Here is a 20,447-nt window from a genome sequence, read left to right as displayed (position 1 = left end):
AGAATGCACGTTAATAAATGGCGTGACAAGCGGCAGGGTCAAAAGAATCAGGAAGGGAAAGTAACAAGCATTCAGCCCAGTAATTACTCAATACTCAACCAATCCGGCGCTAATGCACCAGTTCAGAGCGTTCGCAATTCTTTGGGAATCAACGGCCCTGAAAAGAGATGAAAAAGGAGATGAAAAAATTTAGCCCAATAAGTTTTGCAACGCAAAGTTCAAAAGTATCTCTATTTCCAGTGGTTTGGAAATGACTAAGCAATTAGTACCCAAACCGGCGTTGAAAATAACGTAACTGCCGCTGCAAGTTCTGCGTATTGCGATACAGTTTGGAACAAATAACAGGGAGGGGGCCCGTGCGGGCGCCTTGAGACATGTCACATAACATAGCCGACTGGGGAAGACTCGCCCCAAGCACATACGTGATCGCACCTGTGCCGCCGCAGCAATTCTTTTGCTGTGGCAGGAGTCCCAAGTGACAACCGCAACCACAGCAGCCTCGCCCACACTGTCAGCGGCGCCGGGGGCTGAAGAGCCAGCACCACCCATCAACGCGCTCGCTGCCCTGTGCCTGGTGGCGCGCTTTCACCAGGTTGCCGCAGACCCCCATACCCTTGCCCATCAACTCGGCGTTTCCCCGAGTGACGATATTGATGCCAGCATATTGCTGCGTGCGGCCAAACACCTTGGGCTTAAAGCCAAGCTCTCTAAATCCAAACCCGACCGCTTGAAGCTGGTCCCGCTGCCGGCCCTCGCTTTCCTGAAGCCCGCAGACGACGCAGCAAGCAGCACCAGTGCCGGTAGCAAGCAAGTCCGCACTGTCATCCTGGCGCAGTGCGACGGCCAGCGTGTGCTGTTTCAGGACCCGGCCACACCGTCGAACAGGCCCACGATTGAATCAGTGGAAGTCTTCGCAAGCCAGTGGACGGGTGAGCTGATCCTCATCACCAGCCATGCCGCGCTGGCGGGTGAACTCGCCAAGTTCGACTTCTCCTGGTTTGTGCCCAGCCTCGTCAAATATCGCAAGCTGCTGGGCGAAGTGCTGCTTATTTCCTTCATGCTGCAGCTGTTCGCGCTCGTCAGCCCGCTGTTTTTCCAGGTGGTGATGGACAAGGTGCTGGTGCACCGGGGCCTCACCACGCTGGATGTGTTGGTCATCGGCCTCGTGGTGGTGGTGCTGTTTGAAAGCATCCTCAACGGTTTGCGTGCCTACGTGTTCAGCCACACTACCAGCCGCATTGACGTGGAGCTGGGCGCGCGACTTTTCCGCCACCTGGTGCAATTGCCGCTGGCGTACTTCCAGGCCCGGCGTGTCGGTGACTCGGTGGCGCGTGTGCGCGAGCTGGAGAACATCCGCAGCTTCCTCACCGGCAACGCGCTCACCGTGGTGCTCGACGTTCTCTTCTCGGTCATCTTCATCGCCGTGATGCTGTTCTACAGCGTGCCGCTGACCTTGATCGTCATGGTCAGCCTGCCGCTGTACTTTGGCCTGAGCCTGGCCGTGGTACCCATCCTGCGCCAGCGGCTGGACGTGAAATTTGCGCGCGGCGCAGAGAACCAGTCCATGCTGGTCGAAACCATCACCGGCATCCAGACCGTCAAGGCCAGCGCACTCGAGCCCAGCTTCGGCAAGCGCTGGGACAATCAGCTCGCCGCGTATGTCAGCGCCAGCTTCAAGACACAAAACCTCGCCACCTGGGCGCATGAAGGCATCAACCTGATCGGCAAGCTCGTGAACGCGGCCACGCTGTGGTACGGCGCGCACCTGGTGATGAACAACGAACTCACCGTTGGCCAGTTTGTGGCCTTCAACATGTTTGCCCAGCGCGTGGCCCAGCCCATCATGCGCATGGCCCAGCTATGGACGGACTTTCAGCAAACCGGCATCTCCGTCGCGCGCCTGGGCGACATCCTGAACACCCGCACCGAAGTGCCGCCCACCAGCGCCGCGCAGCTGCCGCCCATCAAGGGCCGCATCACGCTCGACGGCGTGGTGTTCCGCTACCGGCCCGAAGCGCCACCGGTGCTGCACGGCATCAGCCTCGATGTGAAACCCGGCGAGATCATCGGCATCGTCGGCCGTTCGGGCTCCGGCAAAAGCACGCTGACCAAGCTGGTGCAGCGCCTCTATTCCCCCGAAGGAGGCCGCCTGCTGGTCGATGGCATAGACATCAGCCTGATCGACGCCGCGCAGTTGCGCCGGCAGGTCGGTGTGGTGCTGCAAGAGAATTTGCTGTTCAACCGCAGCGTGCGCGAGAACATCGCCATCACCGACCCGGCTGCGCCGATTGAAGCCGTGGTGCGTGTGGCGCAACTGGCCGGCGCGCATGAGTTCATCAGCGAGCTGCCCGAAGGCTACGACACGCATGTGGGCGAGCAGGGCAGCTCCCTCAGCGGCGGGCAGCGCCAGCGCATCGCGATTGCGCGAGCGCTGTTTACCAACCCGCGCATCCTGATTTTTGACGAAGCCACCAGCGCGCTCGACTACGAAAGCGAAGCCATCATCCAGCGCAACATGGCCCACATCTGTAAAGGCCGCACCGTGCTCATCATTGCCCACCGCCTGAGCGCCGTGCGCCACGCGCACCGCATTATCGTGATGGACAAGGGCAAGATTGTTGAAGCAGGTCCGCACGACGCACTGATCCAGAAACCGCAAGGCCTGTATGCGCACCTGTGGCGCATGCAGGACGGCAAACAACCGATGGAAGGGGCGTCGGCATGAGCACCGGTCCTGAAGATCAAAAACCGGTAGCCGTGGGTTCCGCACCGGCCGAAGCAGCTGCCCCGGCTGACAGCCGAGAGAAGCATCAGATGAAGCAACCTGCGCCTGACGTGGAAGACATAACCGCCAAAGGTGAAGCACCGGCCGAAGTTCCCCAGGAAGCCGCCGTACCCGCCAAGCCTCGCCACCCCGCTATCGAACTGCTGACACGTTATCGCGCCATCTTTGGTGCTGCCTGGGCGCATCGCGACGAGCTCGCCGGCCCGCGCCGCTTGAGCGACGAGGCAGCTTTCTTGCCCGCCGCACTCAGCCTGCAAGACACGCCGGTGCACCCAGCGCCGCGCCGCCTGGCTTACCTCATCATGGGGCTGTTTGTCATAGCGCTGGTCTGGTCCATCTTCGGCAAGATCGACATCGTGGCCGTGGCGCCCGGGCGCGTGGTCGTGAGCGAGCGCACCAAACTCATCCAGCCGCTCGAGCGCAGTGTGGTCAAGGCCGTGCTGGTCAAAGACGGCGACCATGTAGTGGCTGGACAGCCCTTGGTAGAGCTGGATCCAACCGCCGCGAGCGCCGACAAAACCACAGCGCACGATCAGCAAAAATCAGCCCTTTCGGAAGTGCTGCGCGCCCGCGCCATCCAGCAGGCGCTACAAAATCTGCAGCAGCTTTCGCCCGCCAGTATTGGGTTGCCGGCCAAATACATACCCGAATTTCCCAAAGAATGGTCTGCAGCCGAGACTGCCGCCGCACAGGCGCAGCTGCAAGGCGAGTGGGGCGACGTGACGGCCAAGCTCGCCAAACTGTCTTCAGAAATCAGCCGCCGCCAGGCCGAGATCGTCACCGCGCGGGCCGTCGTTTCCAAACTCGAAACCACCGTGCCCATGGCCCAGGCGCGCGAAATGGATTTCAAGAAGCTGGTAGACCAGGGCTATATCTCCGGTCACGCCACCCAAGACAAAACCCGCGAACGCGTAGAGCTGGAGCGCGACCTCGCCACCCAACGCGCCAACCTGCTGCAAACCCAGGCCACCTTGCGCGAAAGCGAAAACAGCCGCGCCGCCTATTTGGCCGAAGTGCGCCGCACGCTGTATGAGCGCGAAGCCCAGGCCGACCTCAAACGCCAGCAGGCCACACAAGAACAAGCCAAAGCCACCCAGCGCGAAAACCTCACCACACTGAAAGCACCCGTCGCCGGCGTGGTGCAGCAACTCGCCATCCACACCACAGGCGGCGTCGTCACAGAAGCACAAGCGTTGATGATCATCGTGCCCGAAGGCGCGCAGGTCACGGCTGAAGTCACACTGGAAAACAAAGACATCGGCTTCGTCAACGTAGGCAACGGCGCCGAGATCAAGCTCGAAACTTTTCCCTACACCCGCTACGGTACCGTGCAAGCAAGCGTAGACCGCGTCACAGCCGACGCCGTCAACGACGAAAAGCGCGGCGCAATTTTCCCCGTCACGCTGGCCCTAAAAACCAAGCAGATCGACATAGACGGAAAGATGATTCAGCTCGTCCCCGGCATGAACCTGACCGCAGAGATCAAGACCGGGCAGCGGCGGGTGATTGAGTATTTGCTGAGCCCGATTCAGAGGGCGGGTAGTGAGAGTTTGAGGGAGCGATGACGAAGCTCTTACTGCGAAAGTCGAAATCTTTTTATGAAAATTAAAAGAGACTACCTTGCGTAAACTGAAATTTGAGGTGTTGAATTCCGTCGAAATCTGACCCATTTAGCGCAGTAATTTCCATCCAAAACTGACCCACGTAGGCACTACCCTGCTTGTTTTAAAAGCAGGGGGAAATTAGGAGTGATGGACGTGGCGACATTGAATGTCATCAGGCGTTGGGCATTGCGGGATCAGATGTCCATTCGCGAGATCTCAAGGCGTACAGGCCTGGCTCGCAACACAATAAAGAAGCACCTGCGATCGGAAGAGAGCGAGCCCAGTATCCAAGGCGGGCCAGCGCCAGCAAGCGCTATCCCTACGCCGAGAAGCTGGCCACCTGGCTAGTCATCGAGGCAACAAAATCGCGGAAACAGCGGCGCACTTTGAGGCAGATCCATACAGACTCAGCCCAAAAAGGAGAAAACCAAGAACTTATCCACATCGTGAGCACCTTCTGCTCACAAAGAGTGTGGGTCAATATTCGATGGAAAACTCGGGTCAGACTTCAGTGCAATTCAACAACGTCGGAAGGTCTGTATCGCGAATTTGCCCCAACGACCGGCGCGTGCTGGTCTTCAAATTCTGGCGGCTGGCGTCGGCTTAGTAGTCGTATTCACCAGTGCCGGGTGCATTTGTGTTCGCAGCGGCGACAAAAGAAAAAGCCGGATCGGTTTGAAACCGTCCGGCTTTTCGGGATGTGGTGCCCGGGGCCGGAATCGAACCGGCACGCCTTGCGGCGGGGGATTTTGAGTCCCCTGCGTCTACCAATTTCACCACCCGGGCCGCGAGGAGCGAAGCCTCAAATTATGGCACAGTGTGGCCATGAACTATCCAACCATTGAAGACGCGATTGGCAAAACGCCTCTGGTCGCGCTGCAACGCATTTACGCCGCCGAAAACGCCGCCCGCGGCAATGTCATCCTGGGAAAGCTCGAAGGCAACAACCCGGCCGGTTCCGTGAAAGACCGCCCGGCGCTGTCGATGATCAAGCGCGCGGAAGAGCGCGGCGACATCAAACCCGGCGATACATTGATTGAAGCCACTTCCGGGAACACGGGCATTGCACTGGCCATGGCCGCGGCGATCAAGGGCTACAAGATGGTACTGATCATGCCGGAGGACCTGAGCATCGAACGCGCCCAGACCATGAAGGCTTTTGGCGCCGAATTGATCCTGACGCCCAAAAGCGCCGGTATCGAATATTCCCGCGACCTGGCCGACCAGATGCAAAAAGAGGGCAAAGGCCGGGTGCTGGACCAGTTCGCCAACCCGGACAATCCGCGCATCCATTACGAAACCACCGGCCCTGAAATATGGACAGATACGTCAGGCAAGGTGACACATTTTGTCAGTGCGATGGGCACAACCGGCACGATTACCGGCGTTTCCCGCTATCTGAAAGAGAAAAACCCGGCCATCAAGGTCATCGGCGCCCAGCCCAGCGAAGGGTCCCGCATTCCCGGCATCCGCAAATGGCCACAAGAGTATTTGCCCAAGATTTACGACCCCCGCCAGGTCGATGAACTGGTGCTGGTGAGCCAGGCTGACGCTGAAGACATGTGCCGCCGCCTGGCGCGCGAGGAAGGCATTTTTGCCGGCATCTCGGCGGCAGGGGCGCTCTGGGTCGCGCAGGAAATCGCCAAAACCGTGAAAGACGCTGTGATCGTCTTTGTCGTGTGTGACCGCGGCGACCGTTACCTGTCTACCGGCGTATTTCCGGCTTGAGCCATTTTTTGAGGCCAAAAATTGGCTTTGGCCCATATGTGACTTGCGCAAGCAGCTATTAAAACGATAGCGAATTGCGCTCCTCAACCCCTCTTATCCTTTCCTTCTCCTCCTTTCTTGACCATGACCCACGAATTCAGGTTTTGCCCCAACTGCGCGACGCCGCTGGCCATGGTGTCGCAGATGGAAGACGGCGGCGAGAAGGCGCGCCTGCGTTGCCCAGCCTGTGGCTATACCCACTGGAACAACCCCACGCCCGTGCTGGCCGCAGTGATCGAATACAACGGCCAGGTTTTGCTGGCCCGCAATGCCGCCTGGCCCGGCAAAATGTACGCGCTGATCACCGGCTTTATGGAGGCCGGGGAAACGCCCCAAGGCGGCATAGCACGCGAAATCAAGGAAGAAACCAGCCTGGACACCACCTCGCTTGATTTGATTGGCGTCTATGACTTCCAGCGCATGAACCAGATCATCATTGCCTACCACGCCGTCTGCACGGGGGATGTCAGCCTGTCGCCAGAACTGGTGGACTACCGGCTCTACGACCTGGACAAGCTCAAATGCTGGCCTGCGGGCACGGGCTACGCGCTGGCTGACTGGCTGCGTACGCGCGGCCATGAACCTGAGTTTGTGGATTGGGCTACCGTGCTGAGCAAAGTGGAACCGGACGGCGACGGCAAGGCCGGGTAAAACCGGGCGAAGAGGCTTTGCGCTTTGCTTAAAATCGCGGCAACCCAAGGATTTTCATGAACATCGACAAAGAACTCGACACCCGCGGCCTCAATTGCCCGCTGCCCATCCTGAAGGCCAAAAAAGCGCTGACGGAAATGCTCAGCGGCCAGCTGCTTCGAGTTGTATCAACCGACGCCGGCTCTACGCGTGATTTCCAGGCATTTGCCAAACAAACCGGCAACGAACTGGTCGAGCAGCAGGTTGCCGGTAGTGACTTTATTCACGTTTTAAAGCGGCGCTGATTCTGTAACAGGTGGTTATCAGGCCACTTGTTTGCGGCGTTCCCGGCCCGACCAGCCAATTTGCAGGTTGTCCAGGTAATTCCGGAAATACACACCCACTTCTGGGTGCTCCAGAGCCAACTCTACGGTCGCTTCCAGGAAGCCTTCCTTGCTTCCGCAGTCATAACGTTTGCCCTCGTACTGGAAGGCATACACGCTCTCCTGGCCCAGCAGGCTCGAAATCCCGTCGGTGAGCTGCAACTCGCCGCCCACGCCGGATGTCTGCTTGCGGATGTGCCCAAAAATCGCGGGCGTCAGGATGTAGCGGCCGGCCACGCCCATGCGTGAAGGTGCCACCTCAGGCGCCGGCTTTTCGACAATCCTTTTGACTTTCATCAGGCCGGTGCTGGCGCCTTCCGTGGCGACGATGCCGTAACGGCGGGTTTGATCGAGAGGGACCTCCTGCACCGCCAGGATGGATTGCTGGACCTCTGCGAATTGCGCCGCCATCTGGGCCAGCACGGGCTGGCCGCCTTTCGGGCCGACCATCAGGTCGTCGGCCAGCAACACGGCAAAAGCCTCCTGGCCCACCAGGTGCTCGGCACACAGCACGGCATGGCCGAGGCCCAGCGAACGGGGCTGGCGCACATAGGAAAAATTCATGTCGTCCGGCTGGACAGAGCGCACCAGTGATAACAGTGCGTGCTTTTGGGCTACTTCAAGTTCGTTCTCTAGTTCATAAGCAGTATCGAAGTGATCTTCGATGGCCCGTTTATTGCGTCCAGTAACAAAAATCATGTGTCGGATGCCTGCGGCGTAGGCTTCTTCCACTGCGTATTGGATCAACGGCTTGTCGACCACAGGGAGCATTTCCTTGGGTTGGGCCTTGGTGGCTGGCAGAAAACGGGTACCGAGACCAGCAACCGGGAAGACAGCTTTATTTAATGTAAATTTTTGCATCGACTTTGACCGAATAAAAGCCTAAAGTGTTGCGTTGTTGGTACAGCGCGTGGGTCGGACAAATGCCCGAATCTGCGTGGGCACAGCACGCGATCGAGAGTTTGCAGGAAAAAGGATTGACTGAGTGGACATCTTACTTCTTGATGCGTTAGTGCCCGAAGCAATGGCCTGGCTTGAAACCCGGCATGGCGTCGCCTACCATCCAGAGCTTGCCGACGATCTGACATCGCTGCGCAAGATCGCGTACAAAACCAAAGGCATTGTTTTTCCGCGCCAGACTGTGGTCACGCGCGAGTTCCTCGATTTCCTGCCCAGGCTCAAGGCCATCGGGCGCCTGCACGTGGGAACCGACAACACCGACCTGGAGGCCTGCAAGGAGCGCGACATCAAGGTCGTGCATGCCAGCAGCGCCAACGTCCGCTCCAACGCAGAATACCTTTTGAGCAGCCTGTTGTTGCTGTACCGTCGCGGCCTTGTCTCGGCCTTGATGGGACGCCGTCATCCCACGACGCAGATGGGGCGCGAGCTTCATGGCAGCACCGTGGGCATTCTGGGCCTGGCCCCGACGGCGCACACGCTGGCCGGCATGCTGAGCGGGCTCGGCGTGCGGCTTGTCGGCTACGACCCTGCGGTTCATCACACTGCGCCCATTTGGGAGCGCCTTCGCATACAGCCTGTTTCCTTGCCAGAGCTGGTCAGCCAGTCTGATGCCGTGTCTGTGCAGATGCTGTATGCCACCCGGTTCCGGGGTTTCGTGAACGACAAACTCCTGGCGGGCTGCAAGCGCAACCAGTTGTGGGTCGGCATCAGCCGCAGCGAATTGTTTGATGAGGGCGCATTGGCCGCTGCGCTGTGCGACGGCCGCATTGAAGCCTGCATCCTGGATGGCGCTGAAGCAAGTTTCCTGGGTGACACCTCACCGCTCAAAGGGCTGAAGAACCTGTTTGTCACGCCGCGCCTGGGCTCCCACACACGCGAGGCACGCCTGCGCTCGAGCTGGTATGTAGCCCACCGTATGCATGAAGCTCTGGGCACGCAGCACAGCGGCATGGACCAGTTGACCAGCACCCCCATGGGTCTGGAGTCGCCGGGCAGTGTCCCGCCGTCGCAGTGGTCTGAACCCGAATTCATGACCAGATAGATCTTGGCCCCCACGTTCGCTCGCTTCGTGTAGCTCTCTGCCCCCCGAGGGGGCGCTGCGCCTGCGGTCTGGCAAAGCCAGTCCCGCGGCCCCTGCTGGTGAAGAGGCATCTATCTTTGACCGTTGCAGTTGACTGGTCTTGGCGTATACGCAGCCCGCGGGTCTTACCAGGGCTCGCTTCGCATCCCGATCAATAAAGAAAGCCCCGCATTGCGGGGCTTTTTTCTGGCGGTGGCCTGGCGCTTATTTCAGGCGTGCCAGTTGCTCGCGAATCTTGGCCAGGGCCGCCTGGTTATCGGCCAGGCGTTTGCGTTCCTGCTCCAGCACGGCCGGGGGCACCTTGTTGACAAAGGCTTCATTGGCGAGCTTGGTTTCGGACTTGGTGATTTCTCCTGCCAGGCGGGTTTCTTCCTTTTGCAGGCGAACCTTTTCCGCCGCCAGATCGACTTCCATATAAAGGCACAGGCGCGCTTCGCCGACGATGGCCACAGGTGCAGACTGCGCCGCAGCGGCCCAACTGGCTTCGTCGTCGAACACTTTCACTTCGCTCAGCTTGGCCAGTGCCTTGAGTACCGGGGCGACGCCCTGCATGAAGGCGGTGTCGCCCAGCACATAAAGCGGCATGCGGGTAGCCGGAGACACCTTCATTTCGCCGCGCAGGTTGCGGCAGGCATCCACGAGCGTCTTGAGTTTGGTGACATGCGCTTCCGCTACCACGTCAATTTTCTCGGGCTGGCTTTGCGGATAAGGCGCGACGCCGATGAACTTGCCCGTTTTGCCGGCGACGGGAGCCACGGTCTGCCACAGCTCTTCGGTGATGAACGGAATCACCGGATGCGCCAGGCGCAGGATGGCTTCGAGTGTGCGGATCAGTGTGCGGCGTGTGGCGCGCTTTTGCGCATCGGTGCCGGTCTGTATCTGCACCTTGGCGATCTCGAGGTACCAGTCGCAGAACTCGTCCCAGACAAACTGGTAGATGCTGCCGGCAACGTTGTCGAGGCGGTAGTCGGCAAAGCCTTTGGCCACGTCGGCTTCCACGCGCTGCATGGTCGACGAAATCCAGCGGTCGGCCTGCGAGAAGCTCAGGTAGTTGTGGAACTCTCCGCCGGGCGCGCATTGCTCTTTGGTGTGCTCTTCCAGCCCGCAGTCCTGGCCTTCGCAGTTCATCAGCGTGAAGCGCGTTGCGTTCCAGAGCTTGTTGCAGAAGTTGCGATAACCCTCGCAGCGTTTGCTGTCGAAGTTGATGCTGCGTCCCAGGCTGGCAAGCGAGGCGAATGTAAAACGCAGCGCATCGGCGCCGTAGCCCGGAATGCCGGCGGGGAATTCCTTTTCGGTGTTCTTGCGCACCTGCGGCGCCGTCTCGGGCTTGCGCAGGCCTTGCGAGCGTTTTTCGAGCAGGGGCGCGAGCTCGATGCCGTCGATCAAATCGACCGGGTCCAGCACATTGCCTTCGGACTTGCTCATCTTCTTGCCCTGCGCGTCTTTCACCAGGCCGTGGATGTACACGTGTTTGAACGGCACCTGACCGGTGAAGTGCGTGGTCATCATGATCATCCGGGCGACCCAGAAGAAGATGATGTCGTAGCCGGTGACCAGCACGCTTGATGGCAGAAAGAGATCGAGCTCTTTCGTCTTCTCAGGCCAGCCCAATGAAGAAAAAGGAACGAGCGCCGATGAGTACCAGGTGTCGAGTACATCTTCATCGCGCGTGAGTTTTTTACCGGGCGCCTGGGCCTGTGCTGCTGCCTCGTTTTCAGCGACGTAAACCTTGCCGTCTTCGTCGTACCAGGCCGGGATCTGGTGGCCCCACCAGAGCTGGCGCGAGATGCACCAGTCCTGGATGTTGTTCATCCACTGGTTGTAGGTGTTGACCCATTGCTCAGGCACGAACTTCACGTCGCCGCTGGCCACCGCATCGCGCGCCTTTTGCGAAATGGATTTTCCGGTCGGGTCCTGTTCACTCACCTTGCTGAGCGCCACAAACCACTGGTCGGTCAGCATGGGTTCGACCACTGCGCCGGTGCGCGCGCACACCGGCACCATGTTTTTGTGCGGCACGGCTTTTTCGAGGAAGCCTTGGGCTTCCAGGTCTTTCAGCACGGCCTTGCGGCAGTCATAACGGTCCAGGCCCTGGTATTGTGCCGGGCCGTTCTCGTTGATCTTCGCGTCCAGCGTGAAGATGGTGATCAGCGGCAGGTTGTGGCGCAGGGCGACCTGGTAGTCGTTGAAGTCGTGCGCGCCGGTGATCTTCACCACGCCGCTGCCAAATTCGGGGTCGACATAGTCATCGGTGATCACCGGAATCTTACGGTCGCACAGCGGCAGGTCGACCATCTTGCCGACCAGGTGTTTGTAGCGTTCGTCATCCGGGTGCACAGCCAGCGCGCCGTCGGCCAGCATGGTTTCGGGCCGTGTGGTGGCTATGTGCATGCCGCGCAGCGGCGAGCCGTCAGCGGCTTTCTGCGGGCCGTCGCTGAAGGGGTACTCGATGTGCCACATGAAACTGTCGCGCTCTTCGTTTTCGACTTCCAGGTCGGACACGGCGGACTTGAGGATCGGGTCCCAGTTCACCAGGCGCTTGCCGCGGTAGATCAGGCCTTGCTTGTAAAGCTGCACAAAGGTCGAGGTCACCACCGTCGACATCTTCGGATCCATGGTGAAGTACTCGTGCTTCCAGGCCACCGAGTCGCCCATGCGGCGCATCTGGCGGGTAATGGTGGTGCCGGACTCTTCCTTCCACTCCCACACTTTCGCGACGAAATTTTTGCGGCCCAGGTCGTGGCGGCTTTGGCCTTCAGCCTGCAGCTTGCGTTCCACCACGATCTGCGTGGCGATGCCGGCGTGGTCGGTGCCGGGCACCCACAGCGTGTTGTGGCCGCGCATGCGGTGGTAACGCGTGAGCGAATCCATGATGGTCTGGTTGAAGGCATGGCCCATGTGCAGCGTGCCCGTCACGTTGGGCGGTGGCAGCTGGATGGAAAAAGAAGGCTTGGCAGCGTCCAGCGTGGGCTCGTACTGGCCGCTTTGCTCCCATTCGGGGCCCCAGCGGCTTTCAATGGCGGCCGGCTCGAAGGACTTGGCCAGGCCGTCCAGCCCCGGTGTGGCGACTTTCACGGCCTCAGGGGCTGTGTTGGCGGTATCGGCAAGGGTGGGGGCGGCAGCGTTGGTCATGGGGCAATGAAAAACGGCATCGAAGGGATGCCGCCTTGGGTTGGGTGAAACTCCGCTGATTTTATTCGACTGGGGCTGGCCGTTGCGCTTGCCGGCCGTTGGCCTTGTAGCGCTCAGGCCTGGCGGGCCGCGGCCACGCAAGCCCGCAGTACCGCGGTGTCGCCCAGCTGGTTGGCCATCAGCAGGATCAGCCGGGCGTTGAGCAGCTCGGATTCCTCCCGGGAGAGGCCCTGGTGGGCGTCCAGCAGGCATTCGTAAAACGCATCGGCGTCCTGAAAATGCAGGCGGGTGATCAGGGGGGTGTCTGGCTTCATGATGCATCCCTTGTTTCGTGGCCGGCGCCCGCACCCATGGCGCTTGCGATGGCGTGGACCACCGAGGCATCCGTACTTTCACCCGTTGCGGCGACGTGTCCGTCGGGCCGCAGCAGCGCCCAGGCATGGCCAAAAACATGGCAGGTCGCCTGCAGATGGCCTTCGCGGTCGATCACATGCTCCCTTGCGGCGGCTTTCTCGCCGGGCCCCAGCACTTGCACGCAGCGCACGTCCGCTTCCCTGGAAAGCGCCGCCAGCCGCGCCAGCCCGGCGCCGGATACATCGCCAAACACCAGCAGCAGCAGGCGCCCATGAGCCCACGTCAACAAGTCCAGCAGCTCGCCTGAGCTGCCATCGGCCCAGGAGAAGCCCGCGTTCTGCGTGGCCCGCCCGCCCGCAGGCCCGCAGACGCCGGACCGCGTGTAGTGATTGGGCGTCGACATGCGCCCGGTGTTCACCAGCTGCCGGGCAAACAGGTGTTCACGCGCCAGCCCCAATGCCGCCGTGCGAAACAGCCGCTCCGCGCCGTCGGCCGGCCGCAAAAAGCGCGCGGTGCGGTTGGTTACCAGCACGTTGTGCTTCGCCGCCTCATGCCTTTCATGGTGATAGCTGTCGAGCAATGCGGGTGCGGCGCGGCCTTGCAGCACAGCGGCCAGCTTCCACGCCAGGTTGTCGGCGTCCTGCACGCCCGAGTTGCCGCCGCGTGCGCCGAAGGGGCTCATCACATGGGCTGCGTCACCGGCAAAGAACACGCGGCCATGGCGCAGGTTGTCGAGGCATTCGCTGCGGTAGGCATAGGGGCCGACCCAGACGATCTCGTAGTCGGCATCGTCCAGCGCCTGACCGGCCTGGCTTTTGAACTGCGCCTTCAGGCGTGCGCGCACCACCTCTTCGCGGCTGACTTCTTCGGGGTTGGCGTGCGGCGGCATCTGGTAGTCGATGCGCCAGACGCCGTCGGCCATCAGGTGCTGCCATACGGCGCGCCCTTCGTTAAAAGGCGCTTCGATCCAGGTGTGGCGCTCCACCGGTGGCGGGTTTTTAAAGCGCACGTCGGCAATGCACCAGCGGTCGTCGCCTTTTTGCGCTGTGACTGCCGCGCCGCACCAGGCGCGAAACGGGCTGCGCGATCCGCTGCAGTCGATGACATGGTCGGCCTCCAGGGAATACGAACCGGCGGGCGTTTCAAGCTGCAGCGTCGCGAAGTCGTCGTTCTGTTCGAAGGCCGTGACGCGGTGGCTCCAGCGGAGATCAATGAGGCGGTCCTCAGGCTCGGGTCGGTAGAGCTGCTCCACCAGGAATCCCTCGACATAAAACTGCTGGATATTGATAAAGGGCGGTTGCCGGCTCAGTGAATGCGTTTGCTGCTGGCGCAGGTCAAATGAATACACCTCGTCGGCGCCCGCAAAGGTGCGGCCCACGCTCCATTGCACGCCTTTGGCGGCGATGCGCTCGTAAGTGCCCAGTCGCTTGAAGATTTCCAGGGTTTTCTGGGCATAACAAATGCCGCGCGATGACGCGCCCTTCACGCCCACGGTGTTGTCTTCGTCCAGCAGCAAGGCCTTGATGCCGTACTGCGCCAGCGCACAGGCCAGCGTCAGACCGGTGATGCCGCCACCCACGATGACGACACCGTGCCGTTTGGCCGCGCCTGTTTGCAGCTCGGGCGGTTCCACGAACGGGTATTCGGGCAGGGTGTAGCCCGTGCCTTGGGCAAATTCATAGCCGTTGGTAAACGCGGCCGCCAGTGTGGCCGCAGCGGCGCTGCCTTTTGTGCTTGTCTCCGGCATGGATTGTTCCTGCGGTTTTTACGTGTTTCAAGCGTTTTAGCCATACTGGACGAGCGCGAGCAGCTATCAAAAAAATAGCAACTGCGGGACGCCGGCATGCACTTTTCCGGGAGACCCGGTGCGGTGGGTGGCTCTGACCGTATTGTTTACCTATCCGTAATAAATTTACCATAACGTAATTCAAACGATGAATTTGCTGCCGTACGTCGCTGGCTATGGTTGTCCTTTCCTATAGTTGTCTCTTATTTAATTTGTTAAATTTATTGATGGTATTAATTTGATAGTTTTTATCAATGCCATGCATTGATTCCGGCAATTAGACGAATCCCTCCGACAGGTCTATGGTGTTTAGGGCCTGTTGAAGCTATTTATGCAAATGCGAGTGGGGTGACGGGGTGTACCCCGCCTGCGTTTTGCGCCTTGCTCAAAGGCCTTTTTGACTCGCAACGCATCTTGCATAAATAGCTTTAACAGGCCTTAGTCTTCGGTCCTGCGCCAGAAGTCGGGCGTGGGTTTGAAGCATTGACGATTTGTTCGTTCATCAACCCACGAAGGAGATTTCCATGGCTGCTCTAAAAGGCTCCAGGACGGAAGAGAACCTGAAAGCCGCATTTGCCGGCGAATCACAGGCCAACCGCCGCTACCTGTATTTCGCGAACAAGGCCGACGTTGAAGGCCAGCCCGATGTCGCGGCACTGTTCCGCTCCACTGCGGAAGGTGAAACCGGCCACGCCCACGGCCACCTCGAATGGCTGGAACAGTGCGGCGACCCCGCGACCGGACTGCCGTTTGGCGCCACGCGCGACAACCTCAAGTCCGCTGTGGCCGGCGAAACCCACGAGTACACCGACATGTACCCCGGCATGGCCAAAACTGCACGCGACGAAGGCCATGATGAAGTGGCCGACTGGTTTGAAACCCTGGCCAAGGCGGAACGCTCACACGCCAACCGCTACAGCAAAGCGCTGGCCGAACTGGTCGATTGACTGGACAAGCGTGTCCCTCGCTGCGCCGCAAGGCGTGGCGGGTTTTGGAAAAGATTCCGCACGAGAGTCTTTTCTCAAACCCCACCTGAGATTCAAAAGAAGAGGCAAGCATGGCCACAGAAGGCAACCTCCAGGCGCCCACGCGCCACGCGATCGACTGGAAAAACCCGGACTTCTACAACGAGGACGCGGCCCTCCACGAGATGGAGCGCATCTTCGACATCTGCCATGGGTGCCGCCGCTGCGTCAGCCTCTGCGGCGCCTTCCCCACGCTGTTTGACCTGGTCGACGAAAGCAAGACCGGCGAGGTTGATGGTGTGGACAAGAAGGACTACATGAAAGTGGTCGACCAGTGCTACATGTGCGACCTCTGCTACATGACCAAGTGCCCCTATGTGCCGCCGCACGAGTTCAACCTCGACTTTCCCCACACCATGCTGCGCGCCAAAGCCATCAAGTTCAAGAAGGGCGAAGTGGGTGCCGGTGAAAAGTTTTTGTCCTCCACTGACGTGCACGGCCAGTTCGCCGGCATTCCCATCGTGGTCCAGGTGGCCAACGCGGTTAACAAAACCAAACCGGCCCGCGCCGTGATGGAAAAAGTGCTGGGCGTCGACAAAAACGCCTGGCTGCCCGACCTGGCCACGAAAAAATTCCGCTCCGGCGCACTCGAGTCGCCGCCCCACGCGGTGAAAGACGGCGCCAAGACGCCCGGCAAGGTCGTGATTTATTCCACCTGCTACATCAACTACAACGAGCCCGGTATAGGCCACGACCTGCTCAAAGTGCTGGACCACAACGAAGTGCCCTACGTGCTGGTCGAAAAAGAGAAATGCTGTGGCATGCCCAAGCTGGAGCTGGGCGATCTGGCCTCGGTGAACACCAGCAAGGAGGCCAACATCCCGGTGCTGGTGAAGTACGCCAAAGAGGGCTACGCCATCCTGAGCGCCGTACCCAGCTGTACGCTGATGTTCAAGCAGGAGCTGCCGCTGATGTACCCCGACGACGCCGACGTGCAGCTCGTCAAGGAGAATATGTGGGATCCGTTTGAATACCTGATGGCCCGCAAGCGCGACGGCCTGCTCAAGACGGAGTTCAGCACGCCGCTGGGCAAGATCAGCTACCAGATCCCCTGCCATGGCCGGGTGCAGAACATCGGCAAGAAAACCGAGGAAATGCTCAAGATGGTGCCGGGTACCAGTGTGCACACGCATGAGCGCTGCTCGGGCCATGCCGGCACCTTCGGCGTCAAAGTGCCGTACCACCAGCAGGCCATGAAGATCGGCAAACCGCTCTTCAAAGCCATGGCCAACCACAAAGACGGCGGCCTGCCTGACGTCATCAGCAGCGACTGCCCGCTGGGCGGCCACCACATCGCCCAGGGCTTTGATGTGAACAGCCTGGGTGCGCCGCCGCAAAAGCACCCGCTCACGCTGATACGCACGGCCTACGGCCTGAAATGAGATCACACCATGAAGACCACCGGAAAGATCACCCGCGAATCCCTCATGACGCTGGAGGCCTACAGCAAATACCGCAAGGAGAACAAGCCGGCCATCATCGCCCACCGCAAGCTGCGCAGCGTGCGCCTGGGTGAGCACATCAACCTGCAGTTTGAAAGCGAAACCAGCATCCGCTACCAGATCCAGGAGATGCTGCGCGTCGAGAAAATCTTCGAGGACGAGGGGATTGAGCAGGAGATCGAAGCCTATGCCCCACTGATGCCCGACGGCAGTAACTGGAAGGGCACGCTGATGCTCGAGTACCCCGACGTCAACGAGCGCAAGCGCGAACTGGCCCGCCTCATCGGTGTGGAAGACCGCATGTTCGTCGAGGTCGAAGGCCATGCGCGCGTTTACGCGATTGCTGACGAGGACATGGACCGCGAAAATGACGAGAAGACCTCGGCTGTGCACTTTGTGCGCTTTGAGCTGAACCCGGCCATGTGCGCGGCCGTCAAGGCAGGCGCAAGCGTGAAACTGGGCTGCGACCACACGCATTACCCGGCGCATACAACGATTGCAGCGGAAACGCTCGCCTCTTTGGCCAGCGATCTGCAGTAGTTGAAGGCTCATGGCTGTGGCGCCACCCTCCTGTCGTAAAGTGGGGGTTTCGCCTTACTTGCCTTACCCCTACGACTCAAAGCATGCTGTTTCTCATCTCGCCGGCCAAATCCCTGGACTACGACACGCCGCCGCACGTCGCGACCCACACCCAACCCCTCTTCACCCGCCAGTCGGCCCAGTTGATTGACGTGCTCAGAACCCGAACCCCGCAGCAGATCAGCGAACTGATGAAGCTGTCAGATTCGCTCGCAGGCCTGAATGTCGCGCGCTACCAGGGCTGGTCGCCGAAATTCACCGCGAAGAATTCCAAACAGGCCGCGCTGGCGTTTGACGGCGATGTGTATGGCGGCCTCGATGCAAAAACGCTAGGTGACGCACAACTGGCCTGGGCGCAGGACCATGTCTGCATCCTGAGCGGCCTTTACGGCGTGCTGCGCCCGCTGGACCGCATGCAGCCCTACCGGCTTGAAATGGGCACGCCGCTGGCCACGCCCCAAGGCAAAAATCTCTACCAGTTCTGGGGTTCGCAAATCTCCGCCTATCTGAACGAGCGCGCGGCCGCCCACACCACACCGGTCATCGTCAACCTCGCCAGCGAGGAATACTTCAAGGCCGTGGACCGCAAGGCGCTCAAGGCGCGGGTGGTGAGCTGCGTGTTTGAGGAATACAAGGCCGGCAAGTACAAGGTCATCAGTTTTTTTGCCAAGCGCGCCCGTGGTCTCATGGTGCGCCATGCGATTGAAAAGAAGCTGTCTACCGTCAAGAAGCTCGAGAGCTTTGACGTCGAAGGCTACCGCTTTGATCCCAAAGTGTCCGAACCCGACCGGCTGGTGTTCCGCCGCAAACAGGCCGCCTGAGCAGCCCAGCCCCGCATGAGCACGCCCGCCCGCACCGACCAGCAGCTCACGCCGGAAGTGCTGGCGTGGATGACGGCGCAGGCAAACCTCGGCCATTCCAGGGACGAGATTTTTAACGCCATGCTGGCAGCTGGCTGGAACCGCGACGCTGCCACGCGGGCGGTGCGCCTGACGCCCGAAGATCTCGCCGCAGTGGTTGTGCCTGCGCTGGCTTTGCCGGTCACCAACAACATGGTCGATGCCGGCGACAAATGGGTGGAAATACTTTTTTTCGCCCAGGTGCCCAATGTCATCGTGCTGGGTAACCTGCTGGGCCCGAGTGAATGCGAGGCGCTGATGGAGGCCGCCCGCCCGCGTCTGGTGCGTTCGCTGACGGTAGATACCAAGACCGGCGGCGAAGAACTCAACCCTGACCGTACCAGCGAGGGCATGTTTTTCAGGCGCGCTGAAAACGCCGTGGTGCGCCAGGTGGAGGCACGTATTGCCAGAATCTTCGGCTGGCCGCAGGAAAACGGCGAAGGGCTGCAGGTGCTTCACTACGGGCCCGGCACCGAATACAAGCCGCACTACGACTACTTTGACCCGACCGAACCCGGCACGCCCGCCATACTGCAGCGTGGCGGCCAGCGCGTGGCGACGCTCATCATGTACCTGCATGAGCCCGAGGAAGGCGGCGCCACGGTGTTCCCGGATATCGAGGTGCGGGTGGCGCCGCGGCGCGGCAATGCGGTGTTCTTCAGTTACCCGCATGCACTGCCTTCCAGCCTCACGCTGCATGGCGGCGAGCCGGTCACCGCCGGCGAGAAATGGATTGCCACCAAATGGCTACGAGAAAGAGAATTCGTGTAACACCCCCGTCCAGGCTCACTGTGTGTAGCCCGTTCCCCCCTCAAGGGGGCGAAAATTTGCTCACCTCTGTTGAGGCTCACTTCGTGTAGCCTCCTCTCCCCTTGCAGGAGACGGCGCCTGCGGCCTGAAAATTCGTTCACCCCTGTCCAGGCTCACTGTGTGTAGCCTGTTCCCCCCTCAAGGGGGCGGTGCCCGCGGTCTGGCAAAGCCAGTCCCGCGGCCCCTGCTGGTTGGGAATGCGCCATGACGCTTGCGCGACGCCGTGATTGACGCGCTTCAGGGTGCAGGGAACATAATCCTTTATGAAAATCACCGCAAACAACATATCCATCGAGATTGAAGACACCCACCCCGGTGACGTCACGGGACGGCCTGTGGTGTTGCTCATCATGGGGCTGGGCATGCAGCTGATTGCCTGGCCGCCGGCCATGGTGCAGGCGATCGCTGACGCGGGCTTTCGTGTGGTGCGCTTTGACAACCGCGATATCGGGCTTTCGCAGCACTTTGACCACCTTGGCTCGCCTAGCCTTTTGTGGGAGGGGCTCAAGTTCCGTATGGGCTGGCGTATCCGGCCGCCCTACAGCATTGAAGACATGGCCGCCGACACCGTGGGCGTGCTGGATGCGCTGCAAATCGGCAAGGCACATGTGGTGGGTGTGAGTATGGGCGGCATGATCGCGCAGCGCGTTGCGGTGCTGGCGCCTTCTCGGGTGATCAGCCTGACCAGCATCATGAGCTCCAGCGGCGCGCGCGGCCTGCCGGAAGCCAGTCCGGCGGTGGCCCGTGTGCTGCTCAGTCGGCCTGCCGGCAGGGGTGTGCAGGCCGCCATTGACCATACGGTGAAGCTGCTCAAGGCCATCGGCAGCCCGGGCTTTCCCATGGACGATGCCGAGATACGCGAAAAAGTCGCTGCGGCGGCGCAGCGCAGCTTTCATCCGCAGGGCGTTCTTCGCCAGATGGTGGCCGTTGCCGCTGACGGTGCGCGCGCCTCGGCACTTGCCAGGGTGACGGCGCCGACGCTGGTGGTGCACGGCCAGGCAGACCGGCTGGTGCCCATGGCCTGCGGGCAGGACACGGCCAGGCGCATTCCCGGTGCCCGTTTTGAAAGCATCGAAGGCATGGGCCACGATTTGCCGCCGGGTGTTGTCGAGCGCTTGCTGGCGCTGCTGGTTCCTCACTTCAAAGTGGCAAGCTGATACAGCTCCATCGCTTGGGGCTTTGTACGGGGGCTTTCAGCCTGGCAGCGGTT

At 60.6% G+C, this 20,447-nt stretch carries 16 protein-coding genes, 1 tRNA gene and 1 pseudogene; 13 read left to right on the top strand and 5 right to left on the bottom strand.

The features are described from left to right. The first annotated feature begins 508 nt into the window (after positions 1 to 508). The 3 genes and pseudogenes from AC1DU8_RS16015 to AC1DU8_RS16005 form a co-directional block, all read left to right on the top strand. Positions 509 to 2,725 carry a type I secretion system permease/ATPase gene (locus AC1DU8_RS16015; RefSeq protein ID WP_457279801.1) on the top strand — a complete coding sequence of 739 codons (2,217 nt, stop codon included), beginning with the start codon at positions 509 to 511 and terminating at the stop codon, positions 2,723 to 2,725. Further along, positions 2,722 to 4,350, top strand: a complete 1,629-nt coding sequence (locus AC1DU8_RS16010) for an HlyD family type I secretion periplasmic adaptor subunit (protein ID WP_477726966.1) — start codon at positions 2,722 to 2,724, stop codon at positions 4,348 to 4,350. Before AC1DU8_RS16015 ends, AC1DU8_RS16010 begins: the two co-directional genes overlap by 4 nt. Before the next feature lie 183 nt (positions 4,351 to 4,533). Further along, positions 4,534 to 4,811: pseudogene (locus AC1DU8_RS16005) on the top strand (IS21 family transposase); the annotation flags it as partial. A gap of 279 nt (positions 4,812 to 5,090) precedes the next feature. Here AC1DU8_RS16005 and AC1DU8_RS16000 read toward each other — a convergent pair. Beyond that, positions 5,091 to 5,175 (bottom strand) — tRNA-Leu (locus AC1DU8_RS16000). Positions 5,176 to 5,214: 39 nt separating this feature from the next. On the opposite strand from AC1DU8_RS16000, the gene cysM reads away from it, so the two are divergent. The 3 genes from cysM to AC1DU8_RS15985 all read left to right on the top strand — a co-directional run bounded on the left by cysM (position 5,215) and on the right by AC1DU8_RS15985 (position 7,091). Next, on the top strand, positions 5,215 to 6,117 hold the full coding sequence (cysM, locus tag AC1DU8_RS15995; protein ID WP_457279475.1) for a cysteine synthase CysM: 903 nt from the start codon (positions 5,215 to 5,217) through the stop codon (positions 6,115 to 6,117). Positions 6,118 to 6,240: 123 nt separating this feature from the next. Continuing rightward, positions 6,241 to 6,807: an NUDIX hydrolase gene (locus AC1DU8_RS15990; RefSeq protein ID WP_477666186.1), complete on the top strand. Its 567-nt coding sequence runs from the start codon at positions 6,241 to 6,243 to the stop codon at positions 6,805 to 6,807. A 56-nt stretch (positions 6,808 to 6,863) separates the two neighbouring features. Then, positions 6,864 to 7,091: a sulfurtransferase TusA family protein gene (locus AC1DU8_RS15985; protein ID WP_007867181.1), complete on the top strand. Its 228-nt coding sequence runs from the start codon at positions 6,864 to 6,866 to the stop codon at positions 7,089 to 7,091. Positions 7,092 to 7,109: 18 nt separating this feature from the next. Here the strand turns inward: AC1DU8_RS15985 and galU are convergent, their stop codons facing one another. Then, complete coding sequence (gene galU / locus AC1DU8_RS15980) at positions 7,110 to 8,030, bottom strand: UTP--glucose-1-phosphate uridylyltransferase GalU (RefSeq protein WP_457279474.1); 921 nt, start codon at positions 8,028 to 8,030, stop codon at positions 7,110 to 7,112. A gap of 124 nt (positions 8,031 to 8,154) precedes the next feature. Here galU and AC1DU8_RS15975 point away from each other — a divergent pair, with 124 nt between their 5' ends. Next, a complete protein-coding gene (locus AC1DU8_RS15975; protein ID WP_457279473.1) occupies positions 8,155 to 9,171 on the top strand; it encodes an NAD(P)-dependent oxidoreductase in 1,017 nt (338 codons plus the stop codon). A gap of 243 nt (positions 9,172 to 9,414) precedes the next feature. On the opposite strand, the gene AC1DU8_RS15970 is transcribed toward AC1DU8_RS15975, so the two are convergent. The 3 genes from AC1DU8_RS15970 to AC1DU8_RS15960 all read right to left on the bottom strand — a co-directional run bounded on the left by AC1DU8_RS15970 (position 9,415) and on the right by AC1DU8_RS15960 (position 14,443). Further along, positions 9,415 to 12,342 carry a valine--tRNA ligase gene (locus tag AC1DU8_RS15970; RefSeq protein ID WP_457279472.1) on the bottom strand — a complete coding sequence of 976 codons (2,928 nt, stop codon included), beginning with the start codon at positions 12,340 to 12,342 and terminating at the stop codon, positions 9,415 to 9,417. Between the two features lie 113 nt (positions 12,343 to 12,455). Then, positions 12,456 to 12,656, bottom strand: a complete 201-nt coding sequence (locus AC1DU8_RS15965; RefSeq protein WP_457279471.1) for a DUF2783 domain-containing protein — start codon at positions 12,654 to 12,656, stop codon at positions 12,456 to 12,458. Next, positions 12,653 to 14,443 (bottom strand): FAD-dependent oxidoreductase, encoded by a 1,791-nt coding sequence (locus AC1DU8_RS15960; RefSeq protein WP_477666187.1) that lies wholly within the window; start codon positions 14,441 to 14,443, stop codon positions 12,653 to 12,655. The genes AC1DU8_RS15965 and AC1DU8_RS15960 overlap by 4 nt, the downstream gene beginning before the upstream one ends. Before the next feature lie 563 nt (positions 14,444 to 15,006). On the opposite strand from AC1DU8_RS15960, the gene AC1DU8_RS15955 reads away from it, so the two are divergent. The 6 genes from AC1DU8_RS15955 (at position 15,007) to AC1DU8_RS15930 (ending at position 20,394) form a co-directional block, all read left to right on the top strand. Further along, positions 15,007 to 15,429 carry a rubrerythrin family protein gene (locus AC1DU8_RS15955; protein WP_007867167.1) on the top strand — a complete coding sequence of 141 codons (423 nt, stop codon included), beginning with the start codon at positions 15,007 to 15,009 and terminating at the stop codon, positions 15,427 to 15,429. A gap of 110 nt (positions 15,430 to 15,539) precedes the next feature. Continuing rightward, positions 15,540 to 16,889 (top strand): (Fe-S)-binding protein, encoded by a 1,350-nt coding sequence (locus tag AC1DU8_RS15950; RefSeq protein WP_477726965.1) that lies wholly within the window; start codon positions 15,540 to 15,542, stop codon positions 16,887 to 16,889. Between the two features lie 9 nt (positions 16,890 to 16,898). After that, a complete protein-coding gene (locus tag AC1DU8_RS15945; RefSeq protein WP_457279468.1) occupies positions 16,899 to 17,489 on the top strand; it encodes a DUF3501 family protein in 591 nt (196 codons plus the stop codon). An 83-nt stretch (positions 17,490 to 17,572) separates the two neighbouring features. Further along, positions 17,573 to 18,349, top strand: a complete 777-nt coding sequence (yaaA, locus tag AC1DU8_RS15940; protein WP_477726964.1) for a peroxide stress protein YaaA — start codon at positions 17,573 to 17,575, stop codon at positions 18,347 to 18,349. Between the two features lie 15 nt (positions 18,350 to 18,364). Then, positions 18,365 to 19,198: a 2OG-Fe(II) oxygenase gene (locus AC1DU8_RS15935; RefSeq protein WP_477666189.1), complete on the top strand. Its 834-nt coding sequence runs from the start codon at positions 18,365 to 18,367 to the stop codon at positions 19,196 to 19,198. 302 nt (positions 19,199 to 19,500) lie between these two features. Then, positions 19,501 to 20,394, top strand: coding sequence for an alpha/beta fold hydrolase (locus AC1DU8_RS15930; RefSeq protein ID WP_477726963.1), 894 nt, complete (start codon positions 19,501 to 19,503; stop codon positions 20,392 to 20,394). Positions 20,395 to 20,447 lie beyond the last annotated feature (53 nt).

Source organism: Polaromonas sp. P3_A5 (assembly GCF_056403055.1).
This window is presented reverse-complemented; position numbering and strand designations above follow the sequence as displayed.

Bases quoted from the DNA above. Each gene is read 5' to 3' on its own strand.
- AC1DU8_RS16010 (WP_477726966.1), top strand. From the start codon at position 2,722: ATGAGCACCGGTCCTGAAGATCAAAAACCGGTAGCCGTGGGTTCCGCA.
- cysM (WP_457279475.1), top strand. From the start codon at position 5,215: ATGAACTATCCAACCATTGAAGACGCGATTGGCAAAACGCCTCTGGTC.
- AC1DU8_RS15990 (WP_477666186.1), top strand. From the start codon at position 6,241: ATGACCCACGAATTCAGGTTTTGCCCCAACTGCGCGACGCCGCTGGCC.
- AC1DU8_RS15985 (WP_007867181.1), top strand. From the start codon at position 6,864: ATGAACATCGACAAAGAACTCGACACCCGCGGCCTCAATTGCCCGCTG.
- galU (WP_457279474.1), bottom strand. From the start codon at position 8,030: ATGCAAAAATTTACATTAAATAAAGCTGTCTTCCCGGTTGCTGGTCTC.
- AC1DU8_RS15970 (WP_457279472.1), bottom strand. From the start codon at position 12,342: ATGACCAACGCTGCCGCCCCCACCCTTGCCGATACCGCCAACACAGCC.
- AC1DU8_RS15965 (WP_457279471.1), bottom strand. From the start codon at position 12,656: ATGAAGCCAGACACCCCCCTGATCACCCGCCTGCATTTTCAGGACGCC.
- AC1DU8_RS15960 (WP_477666187.1), bottom strand. From the start codon at position 14,443: ATGCCGGAGACAAGCACAAAAGGCAGCGCCGCTGCGGCCACACTGGCG.
- AC1DU8_RS15955 (WP_007867167.1), top strand. From the start codon at position 15,007: ATGGCTGCTCTAAAAGGCTCCAGGACGGAAGAGAACCTGAAAGCCGCA.
- AC1DU8_RS15950 (WP_477726965.1), top strand. From the start codon at position 15,540: ATGGCCACAGAAGGCAACCTCCAGGCGCCCACGCGCCACGCGATCGAC.
- AC1DU8_RS15945 (WP_457279468.1), top strand. From the start codon at position 16,899: ATGAAGACCACCGGAAAGATCACCCGCGAATCCCTCATGACGCTGGAG.
- yaaA (WP_477726964.1), top strand. From the start codon at position 17,573: ATGCTGTTTCTCATCTCGCCGGCCAAATCCCTGGACTACGACACGCCG.
- AC1DU8_RS15935 (WP_477666189.1), top strand. From the start codon at position 18,365: ATGAGCACGCCCGCCCGCACCGACCAGCAGCTCACGCCGGAAGTGCTG.
- AC1DU8_RS15930 (WP_477726963.1), top strand. From the start codon at position 19,501: ATGAAAATCACCGCAAACAACATATCCATCGAGATTGAAGACACCCAC.